The 13,926-nt window shown below is 72.7% G+C and carries 13 protein-coding genes; 5 read left to right on the top strand and 8 right to left on the bottom strand.

The genetic code is table 11. The features are described 5' to 3' along the window. Positions 1 to 90: 90 nt before the first annotated feature. The 4 genes from AB0F10_RS34720 to AB0F10_RS34705 all read right to left on the bottom strand — a co-directional run bounded on the left by AB0F10_RS34720 (position 91) and on the right by AB0F10_RS34705 (position 2,593). Entirely contained in the window at positions 91 to 513 is a 423-nt protein-coding gene (locus AB0F10_RS34720) for a TraR/DksA C4-type zinc finger protein (RefSeq protein WP_354725232.1), read from the bottom strand. Positions 514 to 733: 220 nt separating this feature from the next. Then, positions 734 to 1,357 (bottom strand): uridine kinase, encoded by a 624-nt coding sequence (locus AB0F10_RS34715; RefSeq protein ID WP_360635041.1) that lies wholly within the window; start codon positions 1,355 to 1,357, stop codon positions 734 to 736. 9 nt (positions 1,358 to 1,366) lie between these two features. Continuing rightward, positions 1,367 to 1,849: a winged helix-turn-helix domain-containing protein gene (locus tag AB0F10_RS34710; protein ID WP_360635059.1), complete on the bottom strand. Its 483-nt coding sequence runs from the start codon at positions 1,847 to 1,849 to the stop codon at positions 1,367 to 1,369. Positions 1,850 to 2,215: 366 nt separating this feature from the next. Further along, a complete protein-coding gene (locus tag AB0F10_RS34705; RefSeq protein WP_360635038.1) occupies positions 2,216 to 2,593 on the bottom strand; it encodes a signal peptidase I in 378 nt (125 codons plus the stop codon). A 213-nt stretch (positions 2,594 to 2,806) separates the two neighbouring features. Here AB0F10_RS34705 and AB0F10_RS34700 point away from each other — a divergent pair, with 213 nt between their 5' ends. Then, positions 2,807 to 3,733, top strand: a complete 927-nt coding sequence (locus AB0F10_RS34700; RefSeq protein WP_360635035.1) for a DUF3500 domain-containing protein — start codon at positions 2,807 to 2,809, stop codon at positions 3,731 to 3,733. Positions 3,734 to 3,788: 55 nt separating this feature from the next. On the opposite strand, the gene secA2 is transcribed toward AB0F10_RS34700, so the two are convergent. After that, on the bottom strand, positions 3,789 to 6,077 hold the full coding sequence (gene secA2 / locus AB0F10_RS34695; RefSeq protein ID WP_360635032.1) for an accessory Sec system translocase SecA2: 2,289 nt from the start codon (positions 6,075 to 6,077) through the stop codon (positions 3,789 to 3,791). Positions 6,078 to 6,171: 94 nt separating this feature from the next. Next, positions 6,172 to 7,902 (bottom strand): ABC transporter ATP-binding protein, encoded by a 1,731-nt coding sequence (locus AB0F10_RS34690; protein WP_360635029.1) that lies wholly within the window; start codon positions 7,900 to 7,902, stop codon positions 6,172 to 6,174. Between the two features lie 138 nt (positions 7,903 to 8,040). On the opposite strand from AB0F10_RS34690, the gene AB0F10_RS34685 reads away from it, so the two are divergent. Continuing rightward, complete coding sequence (locus AB0F10_RS34685; RefSeq protein WP_360635026.1) at positions 8,041 to 8,775, top strand: ATP-binding protein; 735 nt, start codon at positions 8,041 to 8,043, stop codon at positions 8,773 to 8,775. 1 nt (position 8,776) lies between these two features. On the opposite strand, the gene AB0F10_RS34680 is transcribed toward AB0F10_RS34685, so the two are convergent. Continuing rightward, entirely contained in the window at positions 8,777 to 10,708 is a 1,932-nt protein-coding gene (locus AB0F10_RS34680) for a hypothetical protein (RefSeq protein ID WP_360635021.1), read from the bottom strand. A gap of 407 nt (positions 10,709 to 11,115) precedes the next feature. On the opposite strand from AB0F10_RS34680, the gene AB0F10_RS34675 reads away from it, so the two are divergent. Then, positions 11,116 to 11,655 carry a hypothetical protein gene (locus AB0F10_RS34675; RefSeq protein WP_360635018.1) on the top strand — a complete coding sequence of 180 codons (540 nt, stop codon included), beginning with the start codon at positions 11,116 to 11,118 and terminating at the stop codon, positions 11,653 to 11,655. Between the two features lie 65 nt (positions 11,656 to 11,720). Here AB0F10_RS34675 and AB0F10_RS34670 read toward each other — a convergent pair whose 3' ends face one another. Continuing rightward, entirely contained in the window at positions 11,721 to 12,047 is a 327-nt protein-coding gene (locus AB0F10_RS34670) for a DUF3817 domain-containing protein (RefSeq protein ID WP_360635015.1), read from the bottom strand. A gap of 89 nt (positions 12,048 to 12,136) precedes the next feature. Here AB0F10_RS34670 and AB0F10_RS34665 point away from each other — a divergent pair, with 89 nt between their 5' ends. Continuing rightward, positions 12,137 to 13,612: a glutamate--cysteine ligase gene (locus tag AB0F10_RS34665; protein ID WP_360635056.1), complete on the top strand. Its 1,476-nt coding sequence runs from the start codon at positions 12,137 to 12,139 to the stop codon at positions 13,610 to 13,612. 104 nt (positions 13,613 to 13,716) lie between these two features. Next, positions 13,717 to 13,926 (top strand): hypothetical protein (locus AB0F10_RS34660; protein ID WP_360635012.1); only part of this gene is annotated, 210 nt, incomplete at its 3' end.

Genomic DNA, 13,926 nt, shown 5'->3' with positions numbered 1-13,926 from the left:
CCGCCCGCCACCCCCCCCAGACCCCCACGCACCCCACCTCCCGGCCGCGCCCCCCCCCCAGAGGCGGGCCCGCCCCGGCCGTGCCGAGCCTCAGCCCGCGCGCCTCTCGCGGTTGGCCTTGCAGGTCACGCACGTGGTGGCCGAGGGGAAGACGGTGAGCCGCTCCACCGGGATCGGCTTCGAGCACCCCTCGCAGTTGCCGTACGTGCCGTCCTCCAGGCGCTGCATGGCGTGCTCCGCCTGCGTACGCCGGTCGAGCAGAGTGCGGATGAGCGACGAGGCCGCGTCGCGTTCGGCGGTCTTGGAACCGCTGTCGGCCTGGTCGTCGCCGGCGGCGTCGCCTATCTCGACGAGCCGCAGCTTCTGGTTCTCGGCCACGGCCTCTTCGTACTCGGCCGTCAGATCGTCGAACCGGGTCCGCAGAATCCCGCGGATCTGCTCGATCTCCTCGACCGAGCGACCCTTGGCGGTGTCGGCACCTTTACCCGTGATGACCGCGCTGTTGACGAGCATGTGCTCCCCCTGCCCTCCCTGTGCCCCTGCCGGTGGTGTGTCCCCCGCGCCGGCCTTCGGCGTCATGCCGTGAGGCCCGCAGATACCCACCGCCGAAGATCCCAAACGGGATCCCCGCAAAAAAGTAACCGCAGCATAACTGTCAGTGCTCGTTACCGCCACGGACTGCGCAAATACGCTTTCGCGTCGCAGGTCAGCGGGGGTGTGAACGGGCATTCACTCACGATCTGAGGACCAGGGCGGGCCGCCGCGGGTCATCGAGACGGACCACGACGTCGGCGAAGGCCGCCGGATCGACCTCGGCGCCGTAGCGCTCGAACGCGGGCAGCGTCCAGCGCCGGTCCGGCCCGGTCCTGCGGGCCAGCGCGGCCGCCGACAGTTGCAGGTGGACGGTGAGGTCGAAGGGCAGCCCGGCGCCGAGCAGCAGCGGCCCGCTGACGATCACCACGGCGTCCGGCGCGAGGACGCGGTAGGGCTCGCGGGTGGCGCGGTCGGTGCGGGGATCCCTTAGCCGGGTGATGATCCGCCCGCTGCCGGCCGGGCCGGCCGGGTCCAGGACCTCCCGGCGCAGGCCGGCCTCGTCCAGCCAGCCGAAGTAGAACGAGTCCGAGTTGGTCCGGCCGAACTCCAGGCGCACCGAGGCGGCGCGCAGGAAGTCGCCGGTGCAGATGCGGACGGCCGGGCGGCCCCGGACCCTCAGCGGGTCGACCAGACGGTCGGCCAGGGCGGCCGGCTCGGCCGCGTCGGCGCCGTCGATCGCAACCCGCACCCGCCCGCCGATCTCGGCCAGCCGATCGGCAAGCTCATCGACCAGGACATCGAGGGAAACCGGACGCACGCGCACCCGTCAACCTTATTCGTGCGGCAGCACCACGATCCGGGCCTCGTCGGCCAGGCGGTAGCCGACGCCGTAGACCGTGGTGATCAGCGAGACCTGGGCGCCCAGCTTGACCCTCAGCCGGCGCACGTGCACGTCGACAGTGCGCTCGCCGGTGTGCTCGTAGCCCCAGACCGCGTTGAGCAACTGGGTGCGGCTGAAGACCCGGCGCGGGTGATCGGCGAGATAGAGCAGCAGATCGAACTCGAGCCGCGTCAGCGGGAGCAGATCGCCGTCGACGAGCACTTGGCGCGACGCCGTAAGCAGCCGCACCTCGACCGCATCTTCTGCCCATTCGCGCAGTGAACCATCGCCCGAAATACCACCCGGGTACGCCGCCGGCGGCGACTCGACGGCGACCGAACCCTGACCGGCCTCGACCAGTTCACGGACGGCGTCGATGAGCCGGTGCGCCTGTGGCGGCAGCGTTTCACCGGTCAACGGGATGTTGAGCGTAATGGTCAGCGCGTTTGGCGGTGCTGCAGCGGGAGCCTCGATGCGACGGATCGTGGCCACCCGGCCGGAACCCCTCGCATGTCGTGCCGTGCGTGCCGGCAGGGCGGTGACCGCCATGAATCCTCCTGCGTCAAAGAATGGAAACGCCGTGACATCCTAACGGACGCCAATTAATGCACGCTTAAACCGCGGTCGATGTTTCCGGCCCCGCGCCCGCCGGGTCAAGGCAGCATCCACATTGTGGGAAGGTCGTTCCATAACCATTGGATGCATCGTGTTTCTGCGCACTCTTAATGCGATAACTGTCACGCGGTTAACCGACCGCCCCTTACTTGTTGACCCTTAAATAAACGGCTGTTCGCCCTCTGATCAGGGCGCCGACGGCGGCAGGCGCCAGCCCGGCAGGGACGGCCAGCGCACCGTGAGCACCACCGTCTCGATGTCGCCGGCCTGCCAGGAGTGGTCCTCGCCGGGACCCCAGACGACGTAGTCGCCGGGCTCGCGCAGCAGCACCGTACGGTCGCGCAGCTCGATGAAGAACGCTCCGGTGATCAACACCAGCAACGCCGTCCGGATCTCGTCCGTTGCCCAAGCGGCGCGCCGGTCGCCGGGCGGGTGCACGCCCCACTTCACCTCGACATCGTCGCTGTGCAGCACCCCAGTCTTCGGCATAAAATGGCCGAGCAGCCAGCCCTGGTTCACCGCGCCGTCGACACCCGCACGGCCGACGTAGACGCCGTCGGTCACCGCTCACCCCCGGAGAATGTGCGCCAGACATTAGCACCGTAGGCTGGCCTGCATGCTCCAGGAATTGGATGCGGAAACGATCGGGTTCCCACGCCAGATGTTCGGCCCCGCCGGTAACGATGCCACTGAGTCGGGCACCGGACGAGGCGAACCCGCCGGGAACTCTTCCCGGCCCTGCCGTCGGCGCCGCACCGCCGCGGGACGAGTGACACCATGACACTCGCGGCCGAGATGCGCGAGGCCGCGACCGCTCTCCTGGCCACCCCGGACGGCGCGCCGGCCGCGGCACCCTTCGCCGACGACGCCGCGCGCCGCTGGATCGAATACCGCCCCCGGCCGCGGCCCGGGCTGAGCATCGCCGACCTCGGCCGCGTCGCCCGCAAGGCCGCGCACCGGCTGCTCGCCACCGCGCTGAGCCCGCCCGCGTACGCGCAGGCCATGACCGTGCTCGCCCTCGAGGAGATCCTCGACCGGCGCGAGGATTGGGCCCGCGGCCGGCACAGCGAGGACTACCATGTGATCGTCTTCGGCGCGCCGTCCGACGACGAGTGGGCCTGGCGGTTCGAGGGCCACCACCTGTCGGTCAGCATGACCGTGGCCGGCGACCTGGTCTCACCGGCACCGGTGTTCCTCGGCGCCAATCCGGCGCGGGTCGACACCGCCGGGCGGGTCGTGCTGCGGCCGCTCGCCATCGAGGAGGACCTCGGCCACGAGTTGCTGCGCACCATGCCGGCCGCGCTGCGCCGCCGCGCCGTGGTCGCCGACCGGGCGCCGCACGACATCCGCTCGGCCACCCACCCGGACAGCACGATCCTCGTGCCGCACGGCGTGCCGAGGGCCGACCTGCGGCCCGGCGAACGCGCCCTGCTCGACCAGTTGATCGCGGTGCACCTGGGCCGGCTGCCGGACGACCTGGCCGCCGCCCTCGACCCCAACGGCGCGGACGTGCACTTCGCCTGGGAGGGGCCGCCCGGGCCGGGCACCCCGCACTACTACCGGATCCAGGCCGACGACCTGCTCATCGAGTTCGACAACACGTCCGACGACGGCAACCACGCGCACAGCGTGCTGCGCCGCCCGCGCGGCGACTTCGGCGGCGACATCCTCGCCGCGCACCACGCCGGCTTCCCGCACGCCTGAGCGCAGCGCGACCACCCCGCGGGACGCTCGGTCCCGCGGGGTGGACAGCTCGCCGTCAGCCGCCCGAGGTGAGGCGCCGGCCGACCGCCGCGATGAGGCGGTCCAGCTCGGAGCCGAACGGGTTGTCGTGCACCAGATAGGTCCAGGTCGCGCTCGGCCGGACGATCTCCGCGTGGCCCGGGTCGTAGCCGTCGGTGAGGTCGATCTCCTCGAAGGTCGCGATCGTCCGCGACTCGATCTCGGTGAAGACCTTCTGGAACGCGGGCACGGCGGAGCGGTGGAACTCGTCCAGCGGGTCGAGCTTGCCCAGCGCCCGCAGGTGCACGCCCTCGCGCACCTCGGAGAGCTCGGCCAGGTGCTCCGCCCAGAGCCGGTCCAGGTGGAAGAGGGCGATCGACCGGGCGGCGTCGGAGAGCACGTCCTCGTCGGTCTCCGCGGCCTTCTCCGGCGAGCGCTCGATCAGCATGATCGCGGCGATCTCGGAGGTGAGCAGCCGCTCCCGGCGCTCGGCGAGGGCGAGCCGCTGGCCCTCGATCACCACGCTGTAGCGCCAGGTGTTGCGGTGGATCTCGTGGTTGACGCCCTCGGCGACGCGCTGCGCGTGCTCGACCGCGTATTCGACCTGATCGTCGTGGACCACGCCGTCCATGTCCATCCGCGGCGACGACGGCAGGATGTCGCCGGCGTGCCGGCTGATCAGGTCGTCCTCGAGGCTGACGAAGAAGACCGAGCCGCCGGGGTCGCCCTGGCGTCCGGCGCGGCCACGCAGCTGGTCGTCGACCCGGCGGCTGTCGTGCCGGCCGCTGCCGATGACGAACAGGCCGCCGAGCTCGGCCACCTTCTCGGCGTCCTTGCCGTCGCTGCCGCCGAGGCGGATGTCGACGCCGCGGCCGGCCATCTGGGTGGAGACGGTGACCGCGCCCAGGGCGCCGGCCTCCGCGATGATCGCGGCCTCCTCGCCGTCGTTCTTGGCGTTCAGCACCACGCTGGGGACACCGGCGGCGGCGAGCTGCTTGGCGAGCAGCTCCGACGCCTTCACGTCGAGAGTGCCGATGAGCACCGGCCGCCCCTTGTCGTGGGCGATCTTGATCTCCTCGACCAGGGCCTCGTCGCGCATGTCGTGCGCCGAGTAGATCCGGTCGGGCTCGTCCTCGCGGATGTTCGGGGTGTTCGACGGGATGACCGCGACCTCGAGCTTGAAATACTCGCGCAGCTGCTCGCCGACGTGCACCGCGGTGGCGGTCATGCCGCACACAGTCTTGTAGAGCGCGATGTAGGCCTGCACGGTGATCGTGTTGAGGACCTCGCCCTCGGCGGTGGCGTTCAGTCCCTCCTTGGCCTCCACGGCCGCCTGCAGCCCGTCGGGCCAGCGGCGCCGCTGCGCGACCCGGCCGCGCATCTCGTCGATCAGCTCGACGCTGCCGTCGCGCACGATGTAGTCGACGTCGCGGCTCAGCAGGGCGCGGGCGTGCAGCGCCACGTTCACCGCGGAGAGGTGCTCGACCTGGTCGTCCGCGTACAGGTCGATGCCCATCTTCTCCTCGAGGGCGGCCAGGCCCGCGTTGGTGAAGGCGACGCTGCGACCGTCCTCGGCGACCTCGAAGTCCTTGCCGGGGCGCAGGTCACGAACCAGGTCGGCGGCCTCGTGCACCGGGTCGCTCTCGGTGGCGATGCTGCCGGCCAGCACCATCGGCACCCGGGCCTCGTCGATCAGGATCGAGTCGGCCTCGTCGACGATGCAGGTGGCGAGCTCGCGCTGGACCCGGTCCTCGACGTCGGTGACGAGCTGGTCGCGCAGGTAGTCGAAGCCGGCCTCGCTGACCGAGACGTAGGTGACGTCGGCGGCGTATGCCTCCTTGCGCTCCTGCGGGGTGGAGGCCTCGGTGACCCAGCCGACGGTCAGGCCGAGCAGCTTGTAGACCGGCTCCATCCAGGTGGCGTCGCGACGGGCCAGGTAGTCGTTGACGGTGAGGATGTGCACCGGGCCGTGGCCCAGCCGGACGTGGCCGTAGGCGGCGATCGTCGCGGTGAGCGTCTTGCCCTCGCCGGTGGCCATCTCGGCGACCTTGCCGGCGAGCAGCGCCATCGCGCCGACCAGCTGGACGTCGTAGGGCCGCTGCTCGAGGGCCCGCCAGGCGGCCTCCCGGCCGACGGCACAGACCTCGGCGTAGGAGTCGGCGGCACCGGCTGCCTCGGTCAGCTCGGCGTCGTCGAGCTCGCGCAACGCTTCCTCACGGGCCTCGATGTCCGGCAGCCGCTTCTCGAACTGCGCCAGATCGACCGTGGTACCCGGACGCTGCAGAAACTTACGGAACCGGTTCTTGAACCGCTGCGACACACCCATGGGCGGTTACGGTACTTCACTTACCTTGGGACGTGGTGCCGACTCCCGGTCGTTTCGCCGAGAGCGCGATCCGACCTGGGCTCGGGAGATGGGCTCAGGAGACCAGCAGCTGGTGTGCCGCGAGTTCGCGGTAGAGCGGGCTGGTGTCGAGAAGTTCCCGGTGCGGGCCGACCGCGACCACCCGGCCGGCCTCGACGACCACGATCCGGTCGCTGTCGACGACCGTGCTCAGCCGGTGTGCCACCACGATCAGCGTGCGCTGGAAGGACGCCGCCGCGATCGCCTCGCGCAGGGCCGCCTCGTTGCGGGCGTCCAGGTTGCTCGTCGGTTCGTCCAGCAGCAGGATCGGCGAATCCGCCAGCAGGGTGCGTGCGATCGCCAGCCGCTGCCGTTCGCCGCCCGAGAGCAGGACGCCGCCCTCACCCACCTGCACGTCCAGGCCCTCCGGCGTACGGGTGACGAGCGCCCCGAGGTTGACCTCGTCGAGCGCGGCCAGGAGCCGGGCGGAGTCCGCGCCGGGGGCGGTGAGCAGCAGGTTGTCGCGCAGCGTGCCGGCCAGCACCGGCGCCTCCTGCTCCACGTAGCCGAGCATGCGGCGCAGCGCGTCGCGCGGCAGGTCCCGCACGTCGACGCCGCCGACCCGGATGACCCCCGAGGTGATCTCGTAGAAGCGCTCGATCAGCGCCAGCACCGTCGACTTGCCCGCGCCGGACGGCCCGACCAGCGCGACGCGGCTGCCGGCCGGGACGCTGAACGACACGTCCCGCAGCACCGGCGCCCCTCCGGGGTATCCGAAGGTCACGTTCTCGAAGACGACCGCGGGCTCCCCGATCACGGCCGTCGCCAGGCCCGGACGGTCCGCCGCCGTCTCGGACGGCAGGTCCAGGACCTCCTCGATGCGCTGCAGCGCGCCCAGCCCGGTCTGCAGCTGGGTGTAGGCGTTCAGCGCCTGCCCCAGCGGCATGATCAGGAAGAACAGGAACAGGATGAAGGCCACCAGGTCGCCGACGCTGATCGAGCCGGCCGCCACCCGGGCCCCGCCGACCCCGAGCACCAGCAGGAACGCGCCCTGGGTGGCCGCCGTCGAGGCGGGGCCGATGAGCGCGCGCAGGCGGGCCACCCGCATCCCCGCGTCGTAGGCCTGGGTGGCGCTGAGCCCGACCGTCTCGGCCTCGCGCTCCTCGGCGCCGCTGGCCCGGATGGTCCGGGCCGCCGAGATGGAACGCTCGACCGCCGAGGTCATCTCTCCCAGCCGGGCCTGCGCCTGCTCGGACAGGTTGCGCACGCGCCGCGAGACGGTGATGGCGATGGTCATGCCCACGGCGAGCCCGGCCGCGGTGACCCCGAGCAGCAGCGGGTCGAGCACGGCCATGGCGATCGTCGCGCCGACGACCATCACGGCGCCCGTCACGACCTCGAACAGCCCGGACGTGACGACGGCCCGCAGCAGCGTGGTGTCGGCGCCGACCCGGGACAGCAGGTCACCGGTGCGACGGGTGTCGTACTCGGAGATCGGCAGGCGCAGCAGGTGACGGGCCAGGCGGCGGCGGGTCGTGAGCACCAGGCCCTCCGCCGTGCGCTGCAGCAGAAAGTCGCGCAGCCCGTCGAGCGCCGCGCCGGTCAGCAGCAGGACGACGAGCAGGGCGACCGCGCCGTCGATCGGCGTGCCCGCCGAGATGCCGTCCAGGACGTTGCGGACCAGGACCGGCTGCACCAGCGCCACGACGGCGGTGATCAGCGACAGCCCGCCGACGACGGCGAGGGTGCCGCGGTGCTCGCGCAGATATGGCAGCAGAGCCGGCAGTCCCACCCTCCGCTGCGCCATGTGCCGAGCCTAGCCGCGCCTCGCACGCCCGTTCTGTGTCGCTCGCCACCCTCCGGGGCGTTTGCCTGGGTCAATCGGCGGGCACAGGAGACCGGCGACTGTGCCGGGTGCGGCACGTCGGGCAGTGAAGGGAAGCAGATGACGAGCCAGCTGGTCTGCCGGCCGGAGCGGGATCTTCCGGTGGCGATCCTGCGCGTCAGCGGCGTCCTGGACCTCGTCACCGGCGACGCGCTGGAGAACGCGGTCGGGCGCTGCCTCTCCGCCCAACCGGAGGCGCTGCTGATCGACGTGTCCGAGCTGGAGGTCTCCGAGCCGGGCGCGCTGGCCGTGCTCAGCTCCATCGTGTGCCGCACGGCCGAGTGGCCGGCCGTGCCGATCGTGCTCTGCGGCGCCGGCCCGCAGACCACCGCGACGATCGCCGCGTGGCCCGGCTGCGCCTCGGTCGGCACCGCGGCAAGCTGCGAGGAGGCGCTGGCCGACGCGGGCGCCGAGCCCGAGCCGCGCCGCATCAGGGTCCGGTTGCGGCCGGTGCCGGACGCCTGCCGCCAGGTGCGCCAGCTCGTCAACCAGGCCTGCACCGCCTGGCACCGCCGCGAGGTCTCCGCCGTCGCCGCGCTGGTCGCCACCGAACTCGTCGCCAACGTCGTCCGGCACGCGCACACCACGATGGAATTCACCGTCGGGCTGCGCGACGGCCGGGTCTGCCTGACCGTACGCGACGGCAGCCGGACGATGCCCCGCCCCCGGAATCCGGACACCAGCGACACCGGCGGACGCGGGCTGCAACTGGTCCGCGAGCTGACCGACGCCTGGGGCGTCCTGCCGGTGCCCGACGGCAAGGTGGTGTGGACGCACCTGACGGCCCTGGCGTGACCTACGAGCGCGGCGGCAGACCGCTGGGCCCCTCCTCCTCGGCGCCGGACGCGGGCCGCGGGCTCTCGGGCTTCGGCGCGGGCCGGGCCGGCAGGCCGGACGGGATCCCGGTCGGGTCCTCGGGCGGCGGCTGCAGCGGGCGGTTGAGCTGGCCCATCTGCGGCGGCTCGAGCGGCGGGCGTGCGGGCGAGCGGGTGGGCTGGGTCCCGTTCGGGTCGGCGGCGCCGGGATCGCCGGGGCGCTGCTGACCGGCCTCCTGACCGCCCGGTGCCGGCCAGTTCGGCAGGCCCGACGGCGGGTGGTGATGCGCGGCGCCCGGCAGGTGTGCGGCCCCCGCCTGATGGCCGGCCTCCCGGCCCGGGTGCTGCGCGGCCGCCGGCGGCGGGCCCAGCGGGGCGATCGCGCCGGGGTAGGGCGCCTGGGCGGGCTGCGCCTGCTGGGCGGGCTGCGCCTGCTGGGCGGGCTGCGCTGGGTGGATCGCGGCGCCGGGCTCGGGGACGTTGTTCGCCGCCGGCTGGGCGGCCGGATCGATCGGGCGGTTGAGCTGGCCCATCTGCGGCGGTTCGAGCGGCGGTCGCGAGGACCGGGCCGGGGTGCCGAGCGGGGCGGCGCCGCCCGCGCGTTCCGGCTGCTGTGCCCGTACGGGATGGTCTGCCGCCTGCGGGCGCCGGGCGAACTGCTCGTCCACTCCCGGCCGCGCGGCCTCGGGCGCCGGGGCCGGCCGGCTCTGCACGGATTCCGCCTGCGGCGCCTGCGCGGTCACCTCGCCGGCCGGCGGCCGGGTGAGCTCATCCGGTACGGGTGGCTGGGCGGGCGGCACGCTGTTGTGGCAGGCGGGCTCGGGGCTCTCCCGGCGGGATTCCGGCGGGCGGGCCGACGGGGTGAAGCGCGGCGCGTCGAGGGGCCGGTTCTGCTGGGCGAACAACGGCGGCCCGAGCAGCAGCGGATCCACGTCGGGACCCGGACGCGGCGGCGCGGGGGCGACCGGCTCCGGCCGGGCCGCGGCGGGCCGGCCGGCGCCGGCATCGTCCGGCACCGAGCCGGCGCCGAACCCGCTGGCACCCGGCACCCGGGAGGCCAGCCCGCCAAGACTCGCCCGCCCCGTGGGCGGGCCACCCACAGACGGGCCACCGGCGGGCGGGCCACCCACAGACGGGCCTCCGGCGGGCCGGGCTCCGGCGGGCGGCGCCGGGGCTTCCGGCGGGGCGAAGGCCTCCGGACCGGGTGGCTCCTGCGCGGGCCGCGCCGCTGGCGAACCGCCGGACGCCGGGCCGAAGGATTCGGGACCGGGCGGCGTGAGACCCGACGAGGTCCCGCCGAAGCCGCCCGACGCGGCCTGCCCGGGATCGGCCGGCCAGTGCGACGGCTGACCGGACGGGATCTGCCCCTCCCCGTACGGCGGCGGCCGAAGCTCGGACTCGAAGCTGTGGTGCTTGGGCTCGGCCGCGGACGAGGGTGCGCTCAGCGGATCGCGCAGCGCGTCGAAGGACGGCGGGGCCGACGCGTTGCGCGACGGGTCGCGCTGCGCGTCGAAGGACCGCGGGGCCGGGGGCGACGGGTCGCGCAGCGCGTCGAAGGACGACGGGGCCGGGGGCGACGGGTCGCGCAGTGCGTCGAAGGACGGCGGGGCCGGGGGCGGGGGGTAGGCCGGCTCGGGCGGCGATCCGGCGGGCTCGGCGTAGGTGGACGCCGCGTAGGCGGACGCGGATGCCGGGTAGACCGGGGGGTTCGGCGAGAGCGGATCCCGGTGGCCGAGCGGGGAGCCCCGCCCCTGGCGCGCCGCCTCGACCAGGCCTGACGACTCCGCCAGTCCCGCGGCCGCGACGACCTCGGCGGCGGCGAGCCCGGCCTGGCAGGGAAGGGGCTCGTTGCAGACCGGGCAGGTGTCCATGCCGTCGTGCGGTCCCAGGCCGCCGCCGTGGGTCTGCACCATTTCCCAGGCCGTCCGCGCCAACACACTGTCCGGATTAATATATTTAATACCGCTCAGTTCCATGCCGTCCCACCCCCGTAGATCGCCCGCGACAGGCGTTCAGCACAAGTTCACCGTGTCGCACTCCGCTCCGTGACCGTTTCGCCCAATCGGTAGACGGACGACGGACCCACCGGCGGGCTCCCCAGCAGGCCGGGCGTGCGCCGGGAGGCGGCGCCGGTCCCATGTGGCGGATCCCTGCAATAAAGGGCGTAACGGACGAATACCCTGCGTGACCGGTGCTAAACCGAGCCGATCGGGGCGTCACCACCCCCGCGCCCCTCGCTAGTTGATCACGCACTGTGTTCGATGCATCGCTCTCCGTACGCTCAAGCGAAGTAGGTCTCCCCACCCCAGGAGATGTCCCCATGGACGACACCGAGCTCTACCGCGAGCGGATCCTCCGGCACGCCGGTCCCGTCATCACCGGGCGATTCATCGGCTTCCGGGCCTCTTACACCCGCGAGGTCAAGGTCGACCAGCCGCTGCTCGTCGCCGTCTACCTGACGGCGTCCATCGCCCATGCCGTCGGCGCCCTGCTGCTCGCCCTGCTGCGCAGCGGCGGCCGAGGCACCCGGCGCAGCTTCAAAGACCTGAAGAAGGGCCCCGAATATCTCGTCACCGAGGTACGGCTACGGGACGAGCTGGGCCAGATCTACGAGGTGGAGATGCACGGGCAGCTGCCACAGTCGGCGCTGCACCGCGACGACCTCGTACAGCTGCACACCCGGGCGCAGAAGGATCCGGACCTGCCGGTGAAGCTGCACCATCTCGTCAACCTGACCACGCTGCAGCCCCTGACCCCGCGGATCCCGACGATGTGGTCACATCTCGGTCCCGGGCTGCTGATCCAGGCCGGGCTCGGCCTGACGATCGTCATGGCCCTCGCGGTGGCCTGGATCAGCTGACCGCGACCGCGGGATCGCCCCGCCCGTTCGTACGGGTGCGGGTGATCCCCGCCGTGCCCAGCCGGTCAGGACTGCGGTGCGGGCTCAACCTCGACGACCCGGAGCAGACCGCGTGACCGCGCCCAGCGTTCGAAGGCGACCGTGGCGAACGGCGGCACCGAGCAGGCCAGCGCGATCAGCGTCACCCACCACTTCCAGCGGGCCACCCGCGCCAGCACGACGGTGACCGCCAGATAGGCGGTGAACAACGCCCCGTGCACCGGCCCGGCGATGTGCACGCCTATCTCGTTGCCCGCCGCCCCGTACTTGAAGAACATGCCGAGCAGCAGCGCCGCCCAGCTGCAGGCCTCCGCGATTGCCACGGCGACGAAAAGGGCAGGTATGCGACGCACGCAAGAACCTCCGGGGCAAACGACGCGTGAGGTGATGCGCCGGCGGACGGACCACGAGAGCATAGATGCAGGCAGAGGGGCGGTGCGCGGTGGGCGAAGAGGTCGACCAGAGGACATTCACCCGCGAGGACCGGTCCAGGTACCGGCAGAAGATCAGACGCAGTCTCGACGTGTTCGCGGAGATGCTCCGCGAGTCACGCTTCGAGTTCGAACGCCCGCTCACCGGGATGGAGATCGAGCTCAACCTGGTCGATGACAACGCCGACCCGGCCATGCGCAACGCCGAGGTGCTCGAGGCGATCGCCGACCCGGACTTCCAGACCGAGCTGGGCCAGTTCAACGTCGAGATCAACGTTGCGCCGCGCCGGCTGGCCGGCGACGAGAACGCCGACCTCGAACGCGAGCTGCGGGCCAGCCTCAACAACGCGGAGCAGCACGCCCGCGGCGCCGGCGCACACATGGTGATGATCGGCATCCTGCCGACCCTGCGCCGCGAGCACCTGACCGCGGACGCGCTGTCGGCGAACCCCCGCTACGCGCTGCTCAACGAGCAGATCTTCGCCGCCCGCGGCGAGGACCTCGACATCCGCATCGACGGCATCGACCGGCTGGCGGTCACCACCGACTCGATCGCGCCCGAGGCGGCCTGCACCAGCACCCAGTTCCACCTGCAGGTTAGCCCCGAGCAGTTCGCGGCGTACTGGAACGCGGCCCAGGTCGTGGCCGGCGTGCAGGTCGCGCTGGGCGCCAACTCGCCCCTGCTCTTCGGTCGCGAGCTCTGGCGTGAGACCCGGATCCCCCTGTTCGAGCAGGCCACCGACACCCGCTCGGAGGAGATCCGGGCGCAGGGCGTCCGGCCGCGGGTGTGGTTCGGCGAGCGCTGGATCACCTCGGTCTTCGACCTGTTCGAGGAGAACGTCCGCTACTTCCCGGCCCTGCTGCCGGTCTGCGACTCCGACGACCCGGAGCAGATCCTGGAGAGCGGCGACACCCCGCAACTGAGCGAACTGCGCCTGCACAACGGCACCGTCTACCGCTGGAACAGGCCGATCTACGCGGTCGTCAACGGCCGGCCGCACCTGCGGATCGAGAACCGGGTGCTCCCGGCCGGGCCCACGGTCGTCGACACGGTCGCGAACGGCGCCTTCTACTACGGCCTGGTCCGGATGCTCGCCGAGGCCGACCGTCCGATCTGGACGCAGATGTCCTTCAGCGCGGCGGAGGAGAACTTCCACTCCGGTGCCCGGCACGGCATCGCGGCGTCGGTGTTCTGGCCCGGGCTGGGCTACGTACCGGTGTCGGAGCTGATCCTGCGGCGGCTGCTGCCGCTGGCGCACGAGGGTCTCGACCGGTGGGGCGTCTCCCCCGGGGAGCGCGACCGGTTGCTGGGGATCGTCGAGCAGCGCTGCCTCACCGGCCGCAACGGCGCGACCTGGCAGGTGGAGACGCTGCACGCGCTGGAGGGCACGGGGATGGACCGGCAGGCGGCGCTGCACGGGATGCTGCAGCACTACCTTCCGCCGATGCACGAGAACATCCCGGTCCACGAATGGCCGACCCCCTAGAAGTCGAATCACCCCACTCCCGAACGCCTCGGCCGGATGCCGGTGCCCGTGCCGGGTGCCAGTGCCTGGCGCCAGGCAGGGGCTGCCGGGGCGCCGGTGCAGGCGTGGCTGCCTGGGCGCCGGTGCCTGGTGCCGGACGCCACTGCCGGGCGTCGGTGCCCTGCCTCGGCGGCATCCTCGGCTCGCGGCCTGGTGCCGGACGCCACTGCGGGGCGCCGGGCACCCACGCCGGGCACCTCTGCCGGGCGCCGGGCACCAACGGCGGGCGACGCCGCCCGGGCGACGCCGCCCGGGCACCCGGCAGGGTTGCCCGG

The organism is Actinoplanes sp. NPDC026623, from assembly GCF_040638275.1.
GTDB lineage: Bacteria > Actinomycetota > Actinomycetes > Mycobacteriales > Micromonosporaceae > Actinoplanes.
The sequence above is the reverse complement of the archived record's forward strand: the minus strand, read 5'-3'. Positions and strand labels throughout refer to the sequence as shown.